Here is a 16,080-nt window from a genome sequence, read left to right as displayed (position 1 = left end):
GGGCGAGCGTTGGGGGATCTCACGTCAAGCCGCGAGCCGCTATCTGCTTCCATTCGGCCATCCGAAGCGGATCATTCCGAAGGAAGATCAGATCGCCGATGCGATCTCCTGGACACGGGGGGAGGTGGTCGCAGCCGATTGGTATCCACCAGAACTGTCTGGCCGACCTCTGCCCGCCTCTGTTGGGGATCTCGAGCCGGAGGCCCGCCCATGAGCGCCCCCCGCAGGATCAAGGCCCGGACCGTTCAGCTGGAAGCGGAGGCGGAGGCGCATGAACGCGAATGGCGGCGCATCGACCAGCGTCGACGGCGGGAAATCGCAGCGTTTGAAGCCCTAGAGCTGGGGGCCGGTCAAGCTGCCCTCGACCTTGGCCAAGACGCGTTCGATCGCTTCGCGGGCGTCGGTCAGATCTACGCCGGCCATGGGCGCCAAGGCCTTGGTTCGGACTTCATCCAGAAACTTCAGCGGGTCCTGGGCGTCTGCTGCGACCTGAGCGGCAAGGGCTTGAAGTACGCGCTCAAGCGCATGCCGTTCGCGTGCGTCATCCATCACCATGCGCGCGAGTTGGTTCAGGCGCTCGCCTTGCGCGGTGATCAGGCGGCCGTGGGTCTCAAGCGCCTTTTCGATCGTCAGAACGGCGTCGGGCGTCATCGTCTTCTCTCTCCAGGTTGGCGCTTGCGAGAGAAGGCCGAGTCGCCGTCGGAGACCAGCGCTCCGGCGGCGACGAAGCGGCGGAGGCGTCCATGAGCCGCTTCGGCAATCTGCGTGGCGGGCCCGACGGCCGGATGACGGCCAATGACGAGGCCTGCTGGAACGAGCTGATCGCCCAGGCCGAGGCCGCAGCGGCGGCGGCTCCCAGCAAGCCGACGACGGCGCTGGCCCGCGTGGCGAATGAAGCCAAGAACGCCTGCGCGCCGGGCGTGGTCACCAAATCGAACCCATGCGTGCAGCTGTCGCGTCTGTCGCGCCGGTACTGCGCCGAGACCACGGCCGGCCGTCGGGATCTGCAGGGGCCGCTGAAGGCGGCGGCCGAGGCCGCGCGCGAGGCGCTGGCCGGACATCGAGGCGCGGCCGGACGCCGCGAACGGAAGGACATCGACGGATGATGGAACCGGGCAGCCAGGCGTTTCGCCGCGCCGATGATCGCTATGTGGCCCTGTGCCGGGCCGAACTGATGAGCCGAGCCGAGCCGAGCCGAGCCGAGCCGAGCCGAGCCGAGCCGAGCCGAGCCGAGCCGAGGGAGAGGGCGCGATGACAGGCGGGTCAAGCCCGTTGAGGGGCGTGAAGGCGATCAATCTGTCGGGCGTCGAGGCCGGCATGGCGGAGACGGCGGCGCCCGTTTTCGAATGGGCGGATCCGGGAACGCTGCTGATCGACGAGGGGTATCAGCGCAACCTGTCGGAGCGGTCCATCAAGCTGGTGCGCAAGATCTGCGCCCGCTGGGACTGGCGGCGGTTCAAGCCGCCGGTCTGCGCCCGGACGGAGCGCGGGCTGGAGGTGATCGACGGCCAGCATACGGCGATCGCGGCGTGCAGCCATCCAGCGGTGACGACCATTCCGGTGATGGTGGTCGAGGCGGCCAGCCGGACGGAGCGGGCCCACAGCTTCATCGGCCACAACCGCGACCGGCTGAACATCACGCCGATGCAGATGCATTTCGCGGCGGCGGCCGCCGGCGACGAGGAAGCCCTGACGATCGATCAGGTCTGTGCGCGAGCGGGCGTGAAGATGCTGCGCTCCACGCCGGGCAACGGGGTCTGGGCCATCGGGGACACGGTGGCGGTGCGGGCGGTCGGTGCCCTGATCAACCGGCGCGGCGCCATGCGGGCGCGGATCGTGCTGGAGGCCCTGGTGAAAGGGCGGGCGCGGCCGTTGACGGCGGGGCAGATCAAGGCCGTCGAGACGCTGCTGCACGACGAGGAGTACCGCGAGGACATCGACGCGGACGGGGTGGCGAACGCCATGCTGGCGCTGGGCGAGGCGGCGGAGCAGGAGGCGGCCGTGTTCGCGGCCACGCACAAGACGCCGGTGTGGAAGGCGCTGGCGATCGTTCTTTACCGGAAGGGGAAGCGGCGTGGTCGTAGAGCCGGCTGAGTTCTCCGCGCGGGAGGCCGCGCTGCAGGCGACGATCGTGCGCCTGGAAGACCGCATTCAGGAACTGGAAGAGGCGATGGGGCTGTGCGTCCTGCCGCCGCTTGAATGGGGGCTGACCGTTCAGCAGGCGCGGCTGTTCGGCGCGCTGCTGGAGCGGGAGGTGCTGACGAAAGACGCCGCGATGGCGGCGCTGTACCGCGACCGGGGCGATGACGAGCCCGAAATGAAGATCGTGGACGTCTTCGTCTGCCACATCCGGCGGAAGCTGAAACCGTTCGGGATCGAGATCGGCACCCGCTGGGGCGTCGGCTATTTCATGACGCCGGCGAACAAGGCCGAGGCGCGACGACAGATCGAGGCCTCGCGCGGGGCGGCGGCATGAGCCGGGTCGAGGTCATCGGCCCGGCGACGCTGTACCTGGGCGACGGGTATGAGGTGGTGCGGTCCCTAGGACCCCAGGACGCGGGGGTTTTCGATCCGCCGTATGCGTTCGACACGCGAGGGGCGGGCAGGTTCCGCAAGGCCCGGCCGAACATGGACCGGATCGCGGCGGCGGGGCTGGATCAGGGATTTGACGATCGGATCTGTTCGCCAGCAAATTTTCGGTCGGTGGCGGTGTTCTGTCACAACGATCAGCTGCCGCAGCTGCTGCCGCGTCTGGCGGCGCGGTTCCATCGGACCGTGGTCTGCGCCTGGCACAAGACGAACCCCATGCCGGTGGCGAACAAGCACTATCGGCCGGACACGGAGTTCTGGGTTCACGCCTGGCTGGCGGGCGCGCATCCGATCGGGTCGCTGGCCGACAAGGCGCGCTGGATCCTGAGCGAAAGCGGTCGCTTCACCGGCGTCGATCATCCGACGGTCAAGCCCGAGCCGGTCATGGACAAGGTGCTGGCCACCATCAACGCCGAGGCCGTGTGCGACCCGTTCATGGGCAGCGGCTCGACCGGAGTGGCGGCGATCAAGCGCGGCCTGAGGTTCACCGGGGTCGAGATCGATCCGAAGCATTTCGATACCGCCTGCGCCCGGATCGAGACGGCGGTCAGAGCCGCAGAGGGCCTGTCAGAGGTGCGGGCATGAGCGACGAGCTGTTCGACAGGGCGCGAGCGGCGGTCCGGTGCGAGGAGATCGCGATCCGGGCGCCCAAGTGCAAGCTGCGCAAGACCGGCAAGGGCTATCGGGGCGTCTGTCCGCTGAATGAATGCGGGGCCAAGAGCAAGTTGGCGCCGTTCCGCGTGTCGGCCGATGGGCGGCGCTGGAAGTGCTATTCCTGCGACCCGCGCGGCGGCGATGTGATCGATCTGGAGCATCGGCTGTTCTCGGGCGGCGATGATACCATGGCCGACGCGGCGCGTCGCCTGCTGGGCGGGGAGCTGAAGCCCGAGAGCGAGGCGTCGCGCGCACGCCGTGCGCAGGCGGCGAAGGAGGCGGAGGCCGAGGCCCTGGCCGACGCCGCATGGCGGTTGGAGATGGCGCGCAAGATCTGGCGCGAGCGCGAACCCGCCGCCGGATCGCTGGTGCAGGTCTATCTGGAAGAGGCGCGGGGCATCCGAGGGCCGGTCGCGGCGCGGATGCTGGCGCTGGTCGGGTTCAATCCCCGGACCTGGCATAGCGGTCACCCAGAGCGGGGCGTCTTCCTGCCGGCGATGGTGATCCTGGTCATGACCGAGCTGGGCCCGACCGGCGGCGTGCATTGCACCTATCTGGCCCCCAACGGGCGCGGAAAGACCCATCGGACGCCGTCGAAGCGGATGCTGGGCCCGCAGGGACATTTCGTGCTGGCGCGCCGCGACGGACTGGCGGGGCCGCCTCGGCCGGACAGGCATGGCGACATCGAGGGCTATGTGCTGCCCGGCGGGCTGTGGCTGACGCGACCGGACGCCCCGGGCCCCCTGGTCGTGGCGGAGGGCGTCGAGAACGCCGCGTCGCGGGCCATGATGCTGGCCGGGCCGCTGAGCCGGTCGGTGCGCGCCGTGGCGGCGGGGTCGCTGGACCGGCTGAGCGGGTTTGAGGCGATCGACAAGGACGGGGCGCGGGATATCTGGCGCATCCGGGCCGATCCTCTGAGGCCCGGGTTCACCTGGCCGGAAGATCCGGCGAACCCGTGGGGCCTGATCGACATCGCCGTCGACGGCGACATGAGCCCGGTGACGGTCAAGGGCCGCAGCGGCCGCCAGCAGAAGCGGATGGTCGAGGCGGTCCGCGACAGCGCCGAGCGGGCGCGCGTCAGCGGCGCCCTGGCCCGCGCCAACTGGAGCCGCCGCCTGAGCGACGAAAGCCCGACGCAGGTGCGCGTGTCGCGCCCGCCGATCGGCATGGACTTCAATCAAGTGATCAAGGCGGCCGAAGCCGCTGCGAGCGTATCTGGGGGCGTAGCCGCATGAACGATTCCTATGTGCTGGAAGACGCCGAACCGGACAGCGAATCCAAGTCCGGCGCCGTCTGGATCGAGCCGAAGGTCGAGGACTGCCCGGTGATCCCGTTGGGCTTCGAGGGCGGCTATGTGCATTTCGCCCTGCCGGAAGGCGAGTTGCGGCGAGAGCCGGCGTCCAAGATCGCGGGAATGCTGAAGACGGACCTTTTCGTCAGCCTGGAAGGGCGGGTGTTCCTGGCCCAATGGCGCGATAACGACGGCAAGCTTCAGCGCGACATGGCGGCGCAGTGGTTTGTCGATCGATGTCGGAAAGCCGGCCGGTGGGACAGCGATCGACCGCAGCGCGGGTACGGGGTGTGGTCTACCGTCGACGGGCCCGTCGTCCACGCCGGCGACGCGGTCGGCCGATGGCCCTTCGGCGAGAGCGATTGGGAATCGGTGGCGGAGGCCCTGAGGACCGGGGCCCAGGCTCGAGGGCCGCTGTGGCTGCTGCGCCCCCCGGCCCCCAGGCCGGGAAAGCCCGCGACGATCGCCGAGGGCGAGAAGCTGCGCGAGTTGATGAATCTGTGGAACTTCGCGCCGCTGGATCCTCGCGATCCCGAGGGTCTTAGCGAAGCGGACGCCCTGTTCGGGTGGCAGGGCACGGCGCTTCTGGGCGCCATCCCGCCGTTCAGGCCGCACGCCAGCGTCAGCGGCGGAGCCGGGGCCGGCAAGACGACGCTGTCGCGCCTGCTGCAGGCGGCGGGCAGCGCGAACGCCGGCGACCTGTTGGATAGCTTCTCGGAAGCGGGCCTGCGCAACGGCCTATCGGGGGAGGCGCGGGCGCTCTACCTGGACGAGGCGGAGCCCAGCGTCGACGGGCAGGGACCGGTTGAGAAGGCGCTGGAGGTGCTGCGCCGCATGTCGACCGGCGAGGGATCGACCCGTCGACAGGGCGACACGGGCGGGCGCACGGCGGGACAGACCGCCGTGGGGTCGGCCTATCTGGCCAGCATTCTGCCGGTGCAGCTGGGCGACGCCATGGCCACTCGGGTGGTCGAGGTGCGGTTGAGGCTTTTGGGCAAGGCCAAGGGCGGGGCCGACGAAAAGTTGAAGGAGGCGATTGATTGGGCGCGGGAGATCTCGCCGCGCCTGCTGGCGCGCGCCGTGCGCGAGGCCAAGCGATACCGGGCGGACGTCAGCCTGCTGAAGGCTGCGCTGGGGGAGAGCGGGCAGACGCCCCGGGCGGCCGATCTGGTGGCGGCGCTGGCCGCCGGGCGACGGCTGCTGCTGCACGATGAGGCTCTCACGATCGAGACGGCGCGGGAGGAGGTCGCCAGATGGTCGGCCCTGATCCGAAACCGGGAAGAGACTTCGGCGGCGCAGAACCCGGGGCAGGCGTGTCTGTCGCGGATATGGGCCATCAACTCGGGCCAGCATTCCAAGGACCGCCACCTGACCATCGGCGAGATGATCCAGGAGCAGCTGGAAAGCCCGGGCTTCCACGAGAAGGTCCTGAAGACCTTCGGTCTGAAGATCGAGAATGGGCACGGCGCCCATGAGCGGCCGGGCCCATGGTTGCTGATCTCGACCAACCATCCGGCCCTCGCGCGGGCGCTGGCGGGGACGCATTACGCCAACTGGCGCGGGGTTCTGGAGCACCTGGCGGACCTGGGCGAGGCCTATGCGCCGCGACCGCTGCCGACACCTGTGAGGTTCGGGATGCACCAGAGCCGCGCCTTGGCCGTCCCCCTGACCCCCTGGCTAGAGAGGCCGGTCGGATTGGGGGCTGATCCGGCGGAGGTGACGCCGTTCGAAGCGCCTGTTTGGGACGCCCCAAGCGACCGCGCGTCCCGCCCTGCGTCCCACGGTGAAAGCCATGACTGATCGGGCTTTGAGCCGGGCATGGGACACCGGGACGCATGGGACGCGACCCCGGCCCCATGCGGGGGCGCACATGCGGGAGCGCACGACGCCACAGGTGCGTCCCATGCGTCCCGCGCGTCCCATCTCTGTTTTTATCGATTGTTCTCAAAAAGATAAGTGGGACGTTCAGCCGGTACGCCGTGGGACGCCCGAAACCAAAGCAAAGGGGCTGCAGAAGTGACCGCGTCGACCGCTCTATCCGCCCAAACCGGCAAGGCCTGGTATGTCGTGGTGACCCACGCCCATCAGGAACGACACGCCCGGTATCAGCTGGAGCAGCAGGGCTTCAACGTCTATCTGCCGCTGGTGCCGCCTCCCGCCCGGGCCCGCGTTCGGAACGGCGTGGCGCCGTCGCCTCGACCGATGATCCCGCGCTACCTGTTCATCGAGATGGATCTCGACCAGGACCGTTGGCGTGCGGTCTACTCGACCATGGGCGTGACGGAGGTGATCACGCGCGGCGTCGGTGAGACGGCTCGGCCCTGTCCCATCCCCAGCCGCTTCATCACCGAGATGAAGGCCCGCGAGGTCAATGGGCTGGTGGTGTTGCAGCGTCCTCGTAATGACAACGAAAAGGGCGCTCCAAAGGCCTGCCGATACAAGCGCGGCGACAAACTGCGCCTGGCTGGGCCGACAGCTGACTACGATCTCGTCTTCGAAGAGATGGTTGACGGCGACAGAGCGGCAGTCGTATTCACCCTGCTAGGGCGTGATTCGCGCCAGATCATTGCACTGCCGTCAGACGAATGACGCGCAGTGCGGTAGCCGTCCAGCCTCAGCCCGTTCCGACCCACCCGCCCAAGGCTCCGCCCGGGCGGGTTTTTCATTGCCTTTCAATGACTTGTGTCGCGGCTAGGCGGGCCTTGGGTCCTTCCCCCCATTTCTGACCCTATGCGGTGGGGCAGAGCGTTTTCGTTCCCTAGTGAGCGATGTTTCGAGGGGTGCAACGGGCGTTGCTGACGCAACAGGGAGCGCAACGGCATGACAGAGCCCTTCCTGCTCGATGGTGGATCGTCACGGCGCTGGGTCAGCGTCAGCGAGGCGGCGGCGCTGGAAGCCAAAGCCGGGCGACCGATCAACAAATCCTCGATCTCCCGCTTCATCGCGCGGAATGAGGACCTGCCTGTCCGGCGCGATCCTCAAGGGCGCGTCAAAGAGGTCGACTACGACGCCCTGATCCGCGCGCGCGGCGAATCCCTCTCGGTCCAGGACAGCCGTCAGGTGGCGGAAGCGCCGTCGGCGGCGCCTGCGGGCCCGGCGGGATCTCGGAAGCGCGCGCTGGAAGAGGAAAAGCTCGAACTCGACCTGGCTGAGCGGAAGGGCGAGCTTCTGTCGAAGGCGGCGGTGACGATGGCGATCGAGGCCATGGGCGTCGCCTTCACCCAGGCGCTGGAGCGCCGTCGGCGCACCCTGGCCACTGAGGTGGCCGGCATGAACGACGTCCGCCAGGCCGAGCATGTGTTGAAACAGGCAGACCAGAAGCTGCTGAACAACCTTGTGACCGAGCTGACCAAGCTGGCGGGCGGCTTCACGGAAGACGAGCTGGCGGCGGCCTGACATGAGCCTATTCAGCAGCGCCGAGCTGGCGCGGCAGGCGGCGTCGCTGGTCATGGCCATGGCGACGGCTGTGACGCCTGCCCCCGATCAGATGATCAGCGCCTGGGCCGAAGGGCGGGTCAACATCCCCGGCGAAACGGGAACGACGCGCGAAGGCGAGTTGTCCTGGGACGGGTTCGAGTACCTGATCGAGCCGCTGGACCGGCTTCACCCCGATGATCCCGCCAGGACTGTCACCTTCGTCGGCTCCGCCCAGATCGCGAAGACGACAATCGGCGTGCTGGCCACGCTCTACTACTCGGCTGTGGTGGCTCGCCCGTGGGGCGTCGCCCTGCCGAGCGGCGACGAGGCGCTGAAGTACAACCGGACGAAGTGGCAACCGCTTGTCGACGCCACGCCCGAGCTGCGCCGTAAAATCCGGGCAGTGACATCGCGGGACGAGCAGGGCTCGACCAACACCTACAAACGATTCCCGGGCGGGTACGGACAGTTCTTCGGCACGACCAGCGCCAAGCCGCTGCAGATGGTCACCTTCTGCCTGGTGGTGAAGGAAGAGACGCCGAACTGGAGCGTGTCGGTCGGAGATCGCGGCGATCCGCACAAGCAGATCAAGGTCCGCCAGCTTCAGTGGGAACTGGCCGGCGCCAAGACCTTCCATAACTCGACGCCAGGGCTCGTGCGCCGTTCGGAGGAGAACGAAGGCGAACTTACCGGCTGCCCGGTGACGGCCGATTATCGCCTCGGCGACCAGCGCCGGTTGTACCTGCCCTGTCCCCATTGCTCGGGCCTGCCCGGCGGAGTGCTGATCCGACTGGATCGCGATATGATGATGGGCGTGGAGAAGGGCGAAACGCCCCACTTCAACTGCCCGTCATGCGGCGGCGTGATCGAGCATCGGCACAAGCGTGCGATGGTTGAGGCCTGTCACCCGTACCGGGAGCCTGCGCACGGCGTGCGCGGCGGTTGGATACCGACCTTTCCGTCGACGGACCCTGACAATCCGGCGCCAAGCGCCTTCATCGCCGTCAGTGAGTACGAGGCCTGGCGGGAACGGCCCACAGAGGGGCGGCAGCCCAGCTACCATGCCTGGCAGGTCGTATCGGACGCCGTGGATTGGGCCTACATCGCCGAACAGATCCGGGATGCGACGGACGAAGAGGCGAAGATCGCCCTGCACCAGCAGATCTTCGGCGAGGCTTACGAGGTCACGGTCCAGCAGGCCGATGTCGACAAGCTGTTGGAGCGTCGGGACGGCCGGTTCACCAAGGGCGTGGTGCCGTCGGGCTACGAGATCGTCACCATCGCCGTCGACCTGAACGGCGACTGGGCGCAGTGGACGGCCTATGCCTGGGGGCCCGAGGCCGAGCACGTCCCCATCGACAAGGGGCGGATCGAGGGCGGCCCGTCGGAGCCGCAGATCTGGGCCGAGCTGGCCGAGCTGGAGCGCAGACGTTGGCCGCATGAGGACGGCGGGTACGTCGCCACCGAAGTTCAGGGCGTCGATTCCGGCTACGGGACTTTCCACGTCTACGCTTACTGCTCGGCTCACGGGAAATCGAAGGCGTTGGACGGCGCTGACGGTTGGGGGCGGATGCCGCTTCGCCGAGGCGCGAAACAGAAGCTGGAAGGGCCTGAGGGGCGAGTGGTTTCTTGCCGGACCTGGCGCGTCGGCACCTGGGATCTGAAGCGGACGCTGATGAACGAGGCGATACCGCTGAGCCTGGAAGGGGAGAAGGGCGCCCGCGCGCCGCGTCGTCCTCATTGGCCGGGTTGGGTCGAGCGGGACTTCTTCGAGGAACTGACCGGCGAGGCTCTGGTCTCTGTCCAGGACAGCAAGACTGGCGTCGTGAAGGATGAGGCCTGGGTCCGCGTCCGTCGCCGAAACGAGGAACTGGACCTGTGGGTCTACAACCGCGCGCTGGCCGCTTCTCTGGGCATCGGCGTTCCCGGTGCCGAGCCGGACTGGCTCGAACTGGCGCGCCGTCGTCAGGCTGAGAAGGCCGGCCTGGAAGCTCTGTGGGAACGCCCGCCAGCCGGTCAGTCGGAAACGCCGTCAGCGCCCGCCGCCAGCTCGGCCGAGGTCGCCGCGGCCAAGAAGAAATGGAGCTTCTAATGGCGCTGACGCCCGCAGAGACCGCCCAGCTGGCCGCCTTCCGTGCAGCCTACGCCAAGATTATCGCCGGCGGTCAGGTGGCCGAGATCACAAGCAATGGGCGGACCGTGAAGTACGCCAAAGGCGACATCGGACGCCTGGAAACCGAGATCGCCAATCTTGAGGCAAAGGCCCTGCAACTGGACGGGGCGCCGCTGCGCCGCCGAGGCGCGCTGAGCATCCGCCTTTAACGATCTACGCCGTCAACCGGCCTCCCGCCCCGGGTTCGGGGAGGCTCTCGGTCGCCGGCGGTCCCTGACCGCCGACGTCGGGGCGGCGCCGCCTTCGCACCCGGATTTCACCACATCGAGGAGGCCACCATGAGCCGAACCCCCAAGACGCCCGCCGCCGCGCCGGCGTCAGAAACCGTCGTCGCGAGCGTTTCCCTGTCGAACCTGCCCGCCGTGGCCGCATTGATCGTCCTGCTGGACGCGATGCGGGCCCTGGTGAGTTTTCCCAGCCGCCCCGTGCCTGACACGCTGGTCGAAGGCGTCCTGAACGCCCGCCGACAGTTCAACGAGGCGCTGAGCGCACCGTTTGAGCCCGTGGCTGTAACCGGATCGGACGCTTACGATGACGCGTGGATCGGCGAACGGTTCGATAAGTTCGCTTCGTTGATCGATGAGCGCTTCGGCGGTCTGGAGAAGGCTGGCGAAACCCGTGATGAGGCCCTCAAGACGGGGCTTGCCGCCATTGATGAGCGCTTCGAAGGCCTGGACGAGGCTCTGAAGGCCCGCTTCGCCGCCTTTGATGAGGCAGGCAACGCCAGCGCCGGAGAACTGGCGTCGCTCCAGTCGCGCCTTGCAGCTCTGGAAGCCCGCGCGACTGCGCAGGCCAAGGACTGAGCCGCGCCATGCGCACGCCGTTCGCTCCCTCAGGTCTGGTGTCTGCCTCGGGCCGGTCGATCTCTCGCCTGGAGGTCGCCCGCGCGCGCGCCGTGGCGATGACGGATACGGCCGCCATGGGCGGAACGCCGTCCTATGAGGGGGCGAGCGGCCATGGCACCTATTTCGCCGAATGGCCTGCCCAGCTCGGCTCGGCGGACAAGCTTTGGCTTCCGAACCGCGATCGCGTCACCGCCCGCGTGCGGGAGCGGGTGCGCAACGATCCCGTCGCCGCCTCGGCGCGGTCCCGTCGCGTCAATGCGGCCGTCGGCAAAGGCTGGCGGGTCAAGTTCAGGCCGAACGCCCGCGCCCTCGGCATCGACAGAGAGGCGGCGCGGCAGCTCGGCGCCGATCTGAGCACAGAGTTCCAGCTTTACGGCTACGGCCACGCCTTTACGTCCGACGCTGAGCGCAAGCTGACCTGGGGCCAGCAGCTCCGACTGGCGGCGTCGCACATCGTGGTCGACGGCGAGGCGCTCGGGCTGTGCGAATGGGCGGAAGACGAGGCGACCCGGTACAAGACGCGGCTTCGTCTGGTCGATCCTGACCGGCTGAGCAATCCGAACGGTCGACCGGATCGGGACGAGCTGCGCGGCGGCGTCGAGTTCGACGCCTGGGGCGCGGCCGACGCCTATCATATCCGCGAGCGGCATCCGTCCGATTTCGGCGGTCCTGGCCAGTTCCGCTGGCAGAGGTTCGAGCGCTGGACCGAATGGGGTCGGCCGCAGGTGTTCCATTGCTTCGAGCCGGAACGGGCCGGCCAGACGCGCGGCGTCAGCCGTTTCGCCGCCGCGCTGAAGAGTTTCCGCGCGCTGTCCCGGTTCACGGACGCCACGCTGCAGAGCGCGACGGTCAATGCGCTGATCGTCGCCTTCATGAAGTCGAACGGCGGGCCGGGCGCCGTCAGCGAGAGTTTCGAGCCCGGCGACGTCAAGCAGTTCGAGACCTGGCGCCAGGAGCACTACAAGGAAAACCCGGTCAATCTGGGCAACGGCGCCCAGATCCCGGTTTTTCCCTACGGCGACGAACTGCAGCTGCAGACGGCGTCGAAGGATGTGACCAGCTTCGACGCCTTCGTGCGCTCGATCCTTCGCCTGATCGCCGCTTCGCTGGGCGTGACCTACGAAGAGCTGTCGATGGACTATTCGCAGACGAACTACTCGTCTGCGCGTGCAGCCCTCGTCCATGCCTGGGCCGAAACCGTCGCCTTGATGGGTTTGATGGAAGACCAGCTGGTGAGGCCGTTCGTGGTGGCCTGGGCCGAAGAGGCTTTCGACCGGGGCTACGTGCAAATCCCCGAGGGAGCGCCGGACTTCTACGACGCGGTCGACGCCTACTGCCAGATCCACTGCATCGGCCCGGGTCGGGGCTTCATCGATCCGACCAAGGAGATCGACGCAGCCTCGGCGCGCATTGAGGCCAACGTCAGCACCCTGGAAGACGAGTGCGACGATCAAGGCAAGGACTGGGAAGAGGTGTTGGAGCAGACGGCGCGAGAGCAGGCCAAGTACCAGGAGCTTGGCCTGACCATGCCGGGCGGGGCCTTGGAGCGCGCCGCCGCAACCAGCCGAGATCCAGCGCACCAGGCCTTCCTGGATCAGCGCACCGCCGCCTGAGGAAAACACCATGCCTGACTACGCCTCTATGGCGGCCCGCTATGCCGGCCGCCCCCTTCTGTTGACGCCGGCGGCCGCCCGAGATCTGGCGCTGCGTATCCGTTCGGTCGATCCGCGCGCCTTCAGCCGTCCGTCGCGTCTGGACGCCTTCCTGCGCCGCGTTGGCCTGGGCCACGCGCCCGGCGACAGCGCGCGCACGGCGTTCGCCTGGGACGACGAAGGCGAGGGCGCGCCGTTCGTCCCGATCGAGGAGCGTCTCGCCTATCAACCGCGCTGGCTGGGCGAGGTCGAGGACACCGGATTCTGCTGGTCGCTGAAGGACGGCGTCGCGCTCATTGAATGCGATAGCCCTCTGGTCGAACGCGGCGACGAGTTCTGCGGCGTCGTCTGGCACGGGTACGACACCCTGCTGATGGCCATGCGCGAGGCCCTGGCGGACGCCCGCGTTCGCGGCGTCTTCCTGCGCCTTGATACGCCGGGCGGCGTCGTGGCCGGCGGCCTGCCGACCCTCGCCCGCTTCATGCGTGAAGCCCGGGAGGCAGCCGGCGGAAAGCCGATCTGGACCTACGCCGATATGGCCTGTTCGGCCGGTTACTGGATCGCGGCGCAGACCGACAGGATCATCGCGCCGAGCGTCGGCTACGTCGGTTCGATCGGCGCCGTCATGGTGCATGAGAGCCATGCCGGATCGCTGGAGCAGGACGGCGTCGAAATCACCACCATCGAGTTTCCCGAGGGCGGGGTGAAGACGGACGGCGCCTGGTGGAAGGCGCTGAGCGAGAGCGCTCGGGCGGCATGGCAGGCGGATGTGAACCAGGTGGGCGCCCTGTTCCTGGCCGATGTCGAGGCGGGGCGATCAAGCCTGACCCGCGACCAGCTTTTGCAGCTGAGGGCCGACGTCTTCATGGCCGAGCACCAGGACGAGGCCCGATCGGGCGTCGCGCTGGGTCTCGCCGACGAGATCATGGACGAGGAGCAGGCCTTCGCCGCCCTGGTCGAGCACGTTTCTTCCGAGCCTGTTTCAGGAAACCAAGCCGGCGCGTCGGGCTCGCGCGCTTCGGCCCAAACCGAAAAGGAGGCCGTGATGGCCACGAAACCCACGGCGGGCCGGCAGGCCCGAGCGGCCGCCCAGGTGGCCCAGGCCGAGAAGGCGCTGCGCCTGGCGCAGGCGAACCTTGCGAAGGTCAAGACCGGCGCGACTGCGGCGGAACCTGACGAGGACGACGAGGACGACGAGGACGACGCCGCCGGCCAGGGCGGCGCCTCGGCCGAGGAAAAGGACCCGGACGAAGACGACGACGAGGATGACGACGCGCCGGAAGCGTCGGAAGGCGGCAACGGCGAGGCTTCAGCCATCGCCGCTTCGGCTGAGGCCAAGAAGAACCCGGCGCTCGCTCTGGCCGCCATCCAGTCGGGCCAGACGCTGGCGCAGTTCAAGGCGTCGGCCGCCGTCGCCGGTTCGGTCCAAGGCGGCAGCCGCCTGGATCGCGCCATGTCGGGAACCCAGCGCCTGAGGGCCGACGGGGCCAAGGGGGCCACGGGCATGAGCGCGGCCGTGGCCAACCGCATCGATCGGAACCGGGGCGGCGGCGCCGGCTGAGCCGACCAGCTCGGCCGGGGGCTGGACCTGATCCCGGCTGCATCAACCTGCTGAACAGAGGAGGCCGTCATGAAGGCCTATACTTTCGAGACCGGCCTGCCCGGGCTCAGCGATCTCATCCATTCGGAGTACGATCCGACCTATACGACCGACAAGCGCGTCGGCCTGGGCGGCGTCGGTACGACGAGGGCCTTTGCGGCTTTCGTGCTTGTCGGCACGGTGCTGATCGGCGCGGCGACCGTCACGGCCGGCGCCGTGGTCGGCACGGGCAACGGCGCGATCGGCGTCGTTACGGCGGACACCGGGGCCGCTGCGGGCCAGTACGAGGTGGTCATCGTCTCTCCGGCGGCGGACGGCGGCGCCTTTCAGGTGATCCGTCCCGACGGAAGCCTGGACGGCGCGGGCAATGTCGGCTCGCCTTACAACGGCGCCATCAACTTCACCCTGTCGGACGGTTCGGCGGACTTCGTCGCCGGCGACCGGATTTCGGTCTCCGTCGCCTATGAGGACGGCGTGATCGAGAAGGATGCGCCGTGGGATCCGGCGGCGACGGACGGCTCGCAGATCATCACCGGCGTCAACCTGTTGTCGGCTGAGGCGCCGGTCGGGGTGGATGTCGAGCTGACGGTCCTGGCGCGCGGCCCGGTCATCATTCGTCGCGAGGCCATCGCCTGGCCTCTGGGCGTCACCGACGGCCAGAAGGAAGCGGCTTACCGCCGTCTGGCTTCGCTGGGCATCCAACCGCGCGTCAGCGGCTGAGCCGGCAATCCGGGCCCCTTGGCGGCCCGGCATCCCTGAACACTGAAACGATAGGAGGGCTCCGATGGACCCCGATGAACTGTTGGACAGCGGCTCGCTGCTGCCCCTGACGGCCGCGCACCACACCGGCCTGATCAACTCCGTCCCCGACCAGTTCGGCCAGCTCAATGCCGACGGCATGTTCCCGAGTGAAGGCCTGGACACGCCTTACGTCCGCATCGACATCGATGACGGGGTGATCACCGCCCTGCCGGTCACGGAAGGCGGCCGCCCGTCGAGCATCGCTCGCCACGGCAAGGGCAAGGGCGTCATCTTCGAGATTCCGAACGTCAGCCACGAGGACTCCGTGCTGGCGGCGGACATCCGGTCCTGGATGGCCTACGCTCGGCGCACCCGCACGCCGGACGACGCCCTGATCAACAAGGTCGAAACCCGTCACCGCCGCAACCGTCTGAAGTTTTCCATCACCCTTGAGGTGATGAAGATCTCCTCGCTGAAGGGGCGGATTGTCGACGGCGCCAATCAGCTCATCTACGACCTGAACAAGGTGTTCGAGCTGCAGCAGCGTGTGGTCTATTTCGACCTGGACGATCCGACCTTCGACGTGCCGGCGGCGCTGGAGGAGGTGCTTTCCGGCACCGAGGAGGAGCTGGTCAACGACACGATGACCGGGCTGGAGGTCCGCATCGCGCCGGAGTTCTACAGCAAGATCATCCGGCACCCGTCGGTGGAGAAGTATTTCGCCGGCACGCCCGCCATGCTCCAGCTGCTGAACCAGCAGCGCGAGAAGTCGGCCAACAGCTTCCGTCGTGTGATCGAGATCTCCGGCTGCACCATCCGCGAGTACCGCGCGCGGGTGAAGCTGTGGGGAACGGAAGGCACGACGCGGCTGCTCGACGCCAAGGAAGGTGTTTCCTACCCGACCGGCACGATCGAGTCGCACGTCACCTATGCGGCACCGCCGCTGGATATCCGCGAACTGGACGGCGCGACCTTCTCGGACGAGGACCTGATCCATTTCTCGGAAGAGGTGATGAAGCACGGAGCGGGTCTGGAATGGAAGTACCAGATGAACTCCCTGCCGATCTGGCGGAAGCCTCGCCTGACCACGAAGTGGGTCTGGGGGCCCCAGCCCTAAG

The 16,080-nt window shown here is 68.2% G+C and carries 16 protein-coding genes; all 16 read left to right on the top strand.

Annotation, left to right across the window (positions count from 1 at the left end; translation table 11 throughout):
• Window positions 1-210: 210 nt before the first annotated feature.
• The 16 genes from BJP32_RS17040 to BJP32_RS03565 all read left to right on the top strand — a co-directional run bounded on the left by BJP32_RS17040 (window position 211) and on the right by BJP32_RS03565 (window position 16,079).
• A complete protein-coding gene (locus BJP32_RS17040; protein WP_143255409.1) occupies window positions 211-747 on the top strand; it encodes a hypothetical protein in 537 nt (178 codons plus the stop codon).
• Window positions 744-1,106, top strand: coding sequence for a hypothetical protein (locus BJP32_RS03635; protein ID WP_076222948.1), 363 nt, complete (start codon window positions 744-746; stop codon window positions 1,104-1,106). The genes BJP32_RS17040 and BJP32_RS03635 overlap by 4 nt, the downstream gene beginning before the upstream one ends.
• A gap of 145 nt (window positions 1,107-1,251) precedes the next feature.
• Window positions 1,252-2,094, top strand: coding sequence for a DUF6551 family protein (locus tag BJP32_RS03630; RefSeq protein ID WP_083673863.1), 843 nt, complete (start codon window positions 1,252-1,254; stop codon window positions 2,092-2,094).
• Window positions 2,075-2,476, top strand: coding sequence for a winged helix-turn-helix domain-containing protein (locus BJP32_RS03625; protein WP_198935256.1), 402 nt, complete (start codon window positions 2,075-2,077; stop codon window positions 2,474-2,476). Before BJP32_RS03630 ends, BJP32_RS03625 begins: the two co-directional genes overlap by 20 nt.
• The gene (locus BJP32_RS03620; RefSeq protein ID WP_076222946.1) at window positions 2,473-3,174 is read left to right on the top strand and encodes a DNA methyltransferase; all 702 of its coding nucleotides are present in this window, start codon (window positions 2,473-2,475) and stop codon (window positions 3,172-3,174) included. The genes BJP32_RS03625 and BJP32_RS03620 overlap by 4 nt, the downstream gene beginning before the upstream one ends.
• On the top strand, window positions 3,171-4,478 hold the full coding sequence (locus BJP32_RS03615; RefSeq protein ID WP_076222944.1) for a CHC2 zinc finger domain-containing protein: 1,308 nt from the start codon (window positions 3,171-3,173) through the stop codon (window positions 4,476-4,478). The genes BJP32_RS03620 and BJP32_RS03615 overlap by 4 nt, the downstream gene beginning before the upstream one ends.
• Window positions 4,475-6,334, top strand: a complete 1,860-nt coding sequence (locus BJP32_RS03610; RefSeq protein WP_076222942.1) for a hypothetical protein — start codon at window positions 4,475-4,477, stop codon at window positions 6,332-6,334. Before BJP32_RS03615 ends, BJP32_RS03610 begins: the two co-directional genes overlap by 4 nt.
• A 216-nt stretch (window positions 6,335-6,550) precedes the next feature.
• Window positions 6,551-7,123, top strand: coding sequence for a transcription termination/antitermination NusG family protein (locus BJP32_RS03605; protein WP_076222941.1), 573 nt, complete (start codon window positions 6,551-6,553; stop codon window positions 7,121-7,123).
• 231 nt (window positions 7,124-7,354) lie between these two features.
• Window positions 7,355-7,930 (top strand): hypothetical protein, encoded by a 576-nt coding sequence (locus BJP32_RS03600; protein WP_076222939.1) that lies wholly within the window; start codon window positions 7,355-7,357, stop codon window positions 7,928-7,930.
• A 1-nt stretch (window position 7,931) separates the two neighbouring features.
• A complete protein-coding gene (locus tag BJP32_RS03595; RefSeq protein ID WP_076222937.1) occupies window positions 7,932-10,043 on the top strand; it encodes a terminase gpA endonuclease subunit in 2,112 nt (703 codons plus the stop codon).
• Entirely contained in the window at window positions 10,043-10,273 is a 231-nt protein-coding gene (gpW, locus tag BJP32_RS03590; RefSeq protein WP_076222935.1) for a gpW family head-tail joining protein, read from the top strand. Before BJP32_RS03595 ends, gpW begins: the two co-directional genes overlap by 1 nt.
• 213 nt (window positions 10,274-10,486) lie before the next feature.
• Window positions 10,487-10,927: a hypothetical protein gene (locus BJP32_RS03585; protein WP_143255408.1), complete on the top strand. Its 441-nt coding sequence runs from the start codon at window positions 10,487-10,489 to the stop codon at window positions 10,925-10,927.
• Window positions 10,928-10,935: 8 nt separating this feature from the next.
• The gene (locus BJP32_RS03580) at window positions 10,936-12,582 is read left to right on the top strand and encodes a phage portal protein (protein ID WP_076222931.1); all 1,647 of its coding nucleotides are present in this window, start codon (window positions 10,936-10,938) and stop codon (window positions 12,580-12,582) included.
• A 10-nt stretch (window positions 12,583-12,592) separates the two neighbouring features.
• Complete coding sequence (locus BJP32_RS03575; protein ID WP_083673860.1) at window positions 12,593-14,182, top strand: S49 family peptidase; 1,590 nt, start codon at window positions 12,593-12,595, stop codon at window positions 14,180-14,182.
• Between the two features lie 69 nt (window positions 14,183-14,251).
• Window positions 14,252-14,941, top strand: coding sequence for a head decoration protein (locus tag BJP32_RS03570; RefSeq protein WP_076222928.1), 690 nt, complete (start codon window positions 14,252-14,254; stop codon window positions 14,939-14,941).
• A gap of 64 nt (window positions 14,942-15,005) precedes the next feature.
• Window positions 15,006-16,079, top strand: coding sequence for a major capsid protein (locus BJP32_RS03565; protein ID WP_076222926.1), 1,074 nt, complete (start codon window positions 15,006-15,008; stop codon window positions 16,077-16,079).
• Window position 16,080 lies beyond the last annotated feature (1 nt).

It is taken from the genome of Brevundimonas sp. ZS04 (assembly GCF_001956865.1).
In the GTDB taxonomy this organism is placed as follows: Bacteria; Pseudomonadota; Alphaproteobacteria; order Caulobacterales; family Caulobacteraceae; genus Brevundimonas; species Brevundimonas diminuta.
Note: the sequence above shows the minus strand (reverse complement) of the source record. Positions and strands in the feature narration are given on the sequence as shown.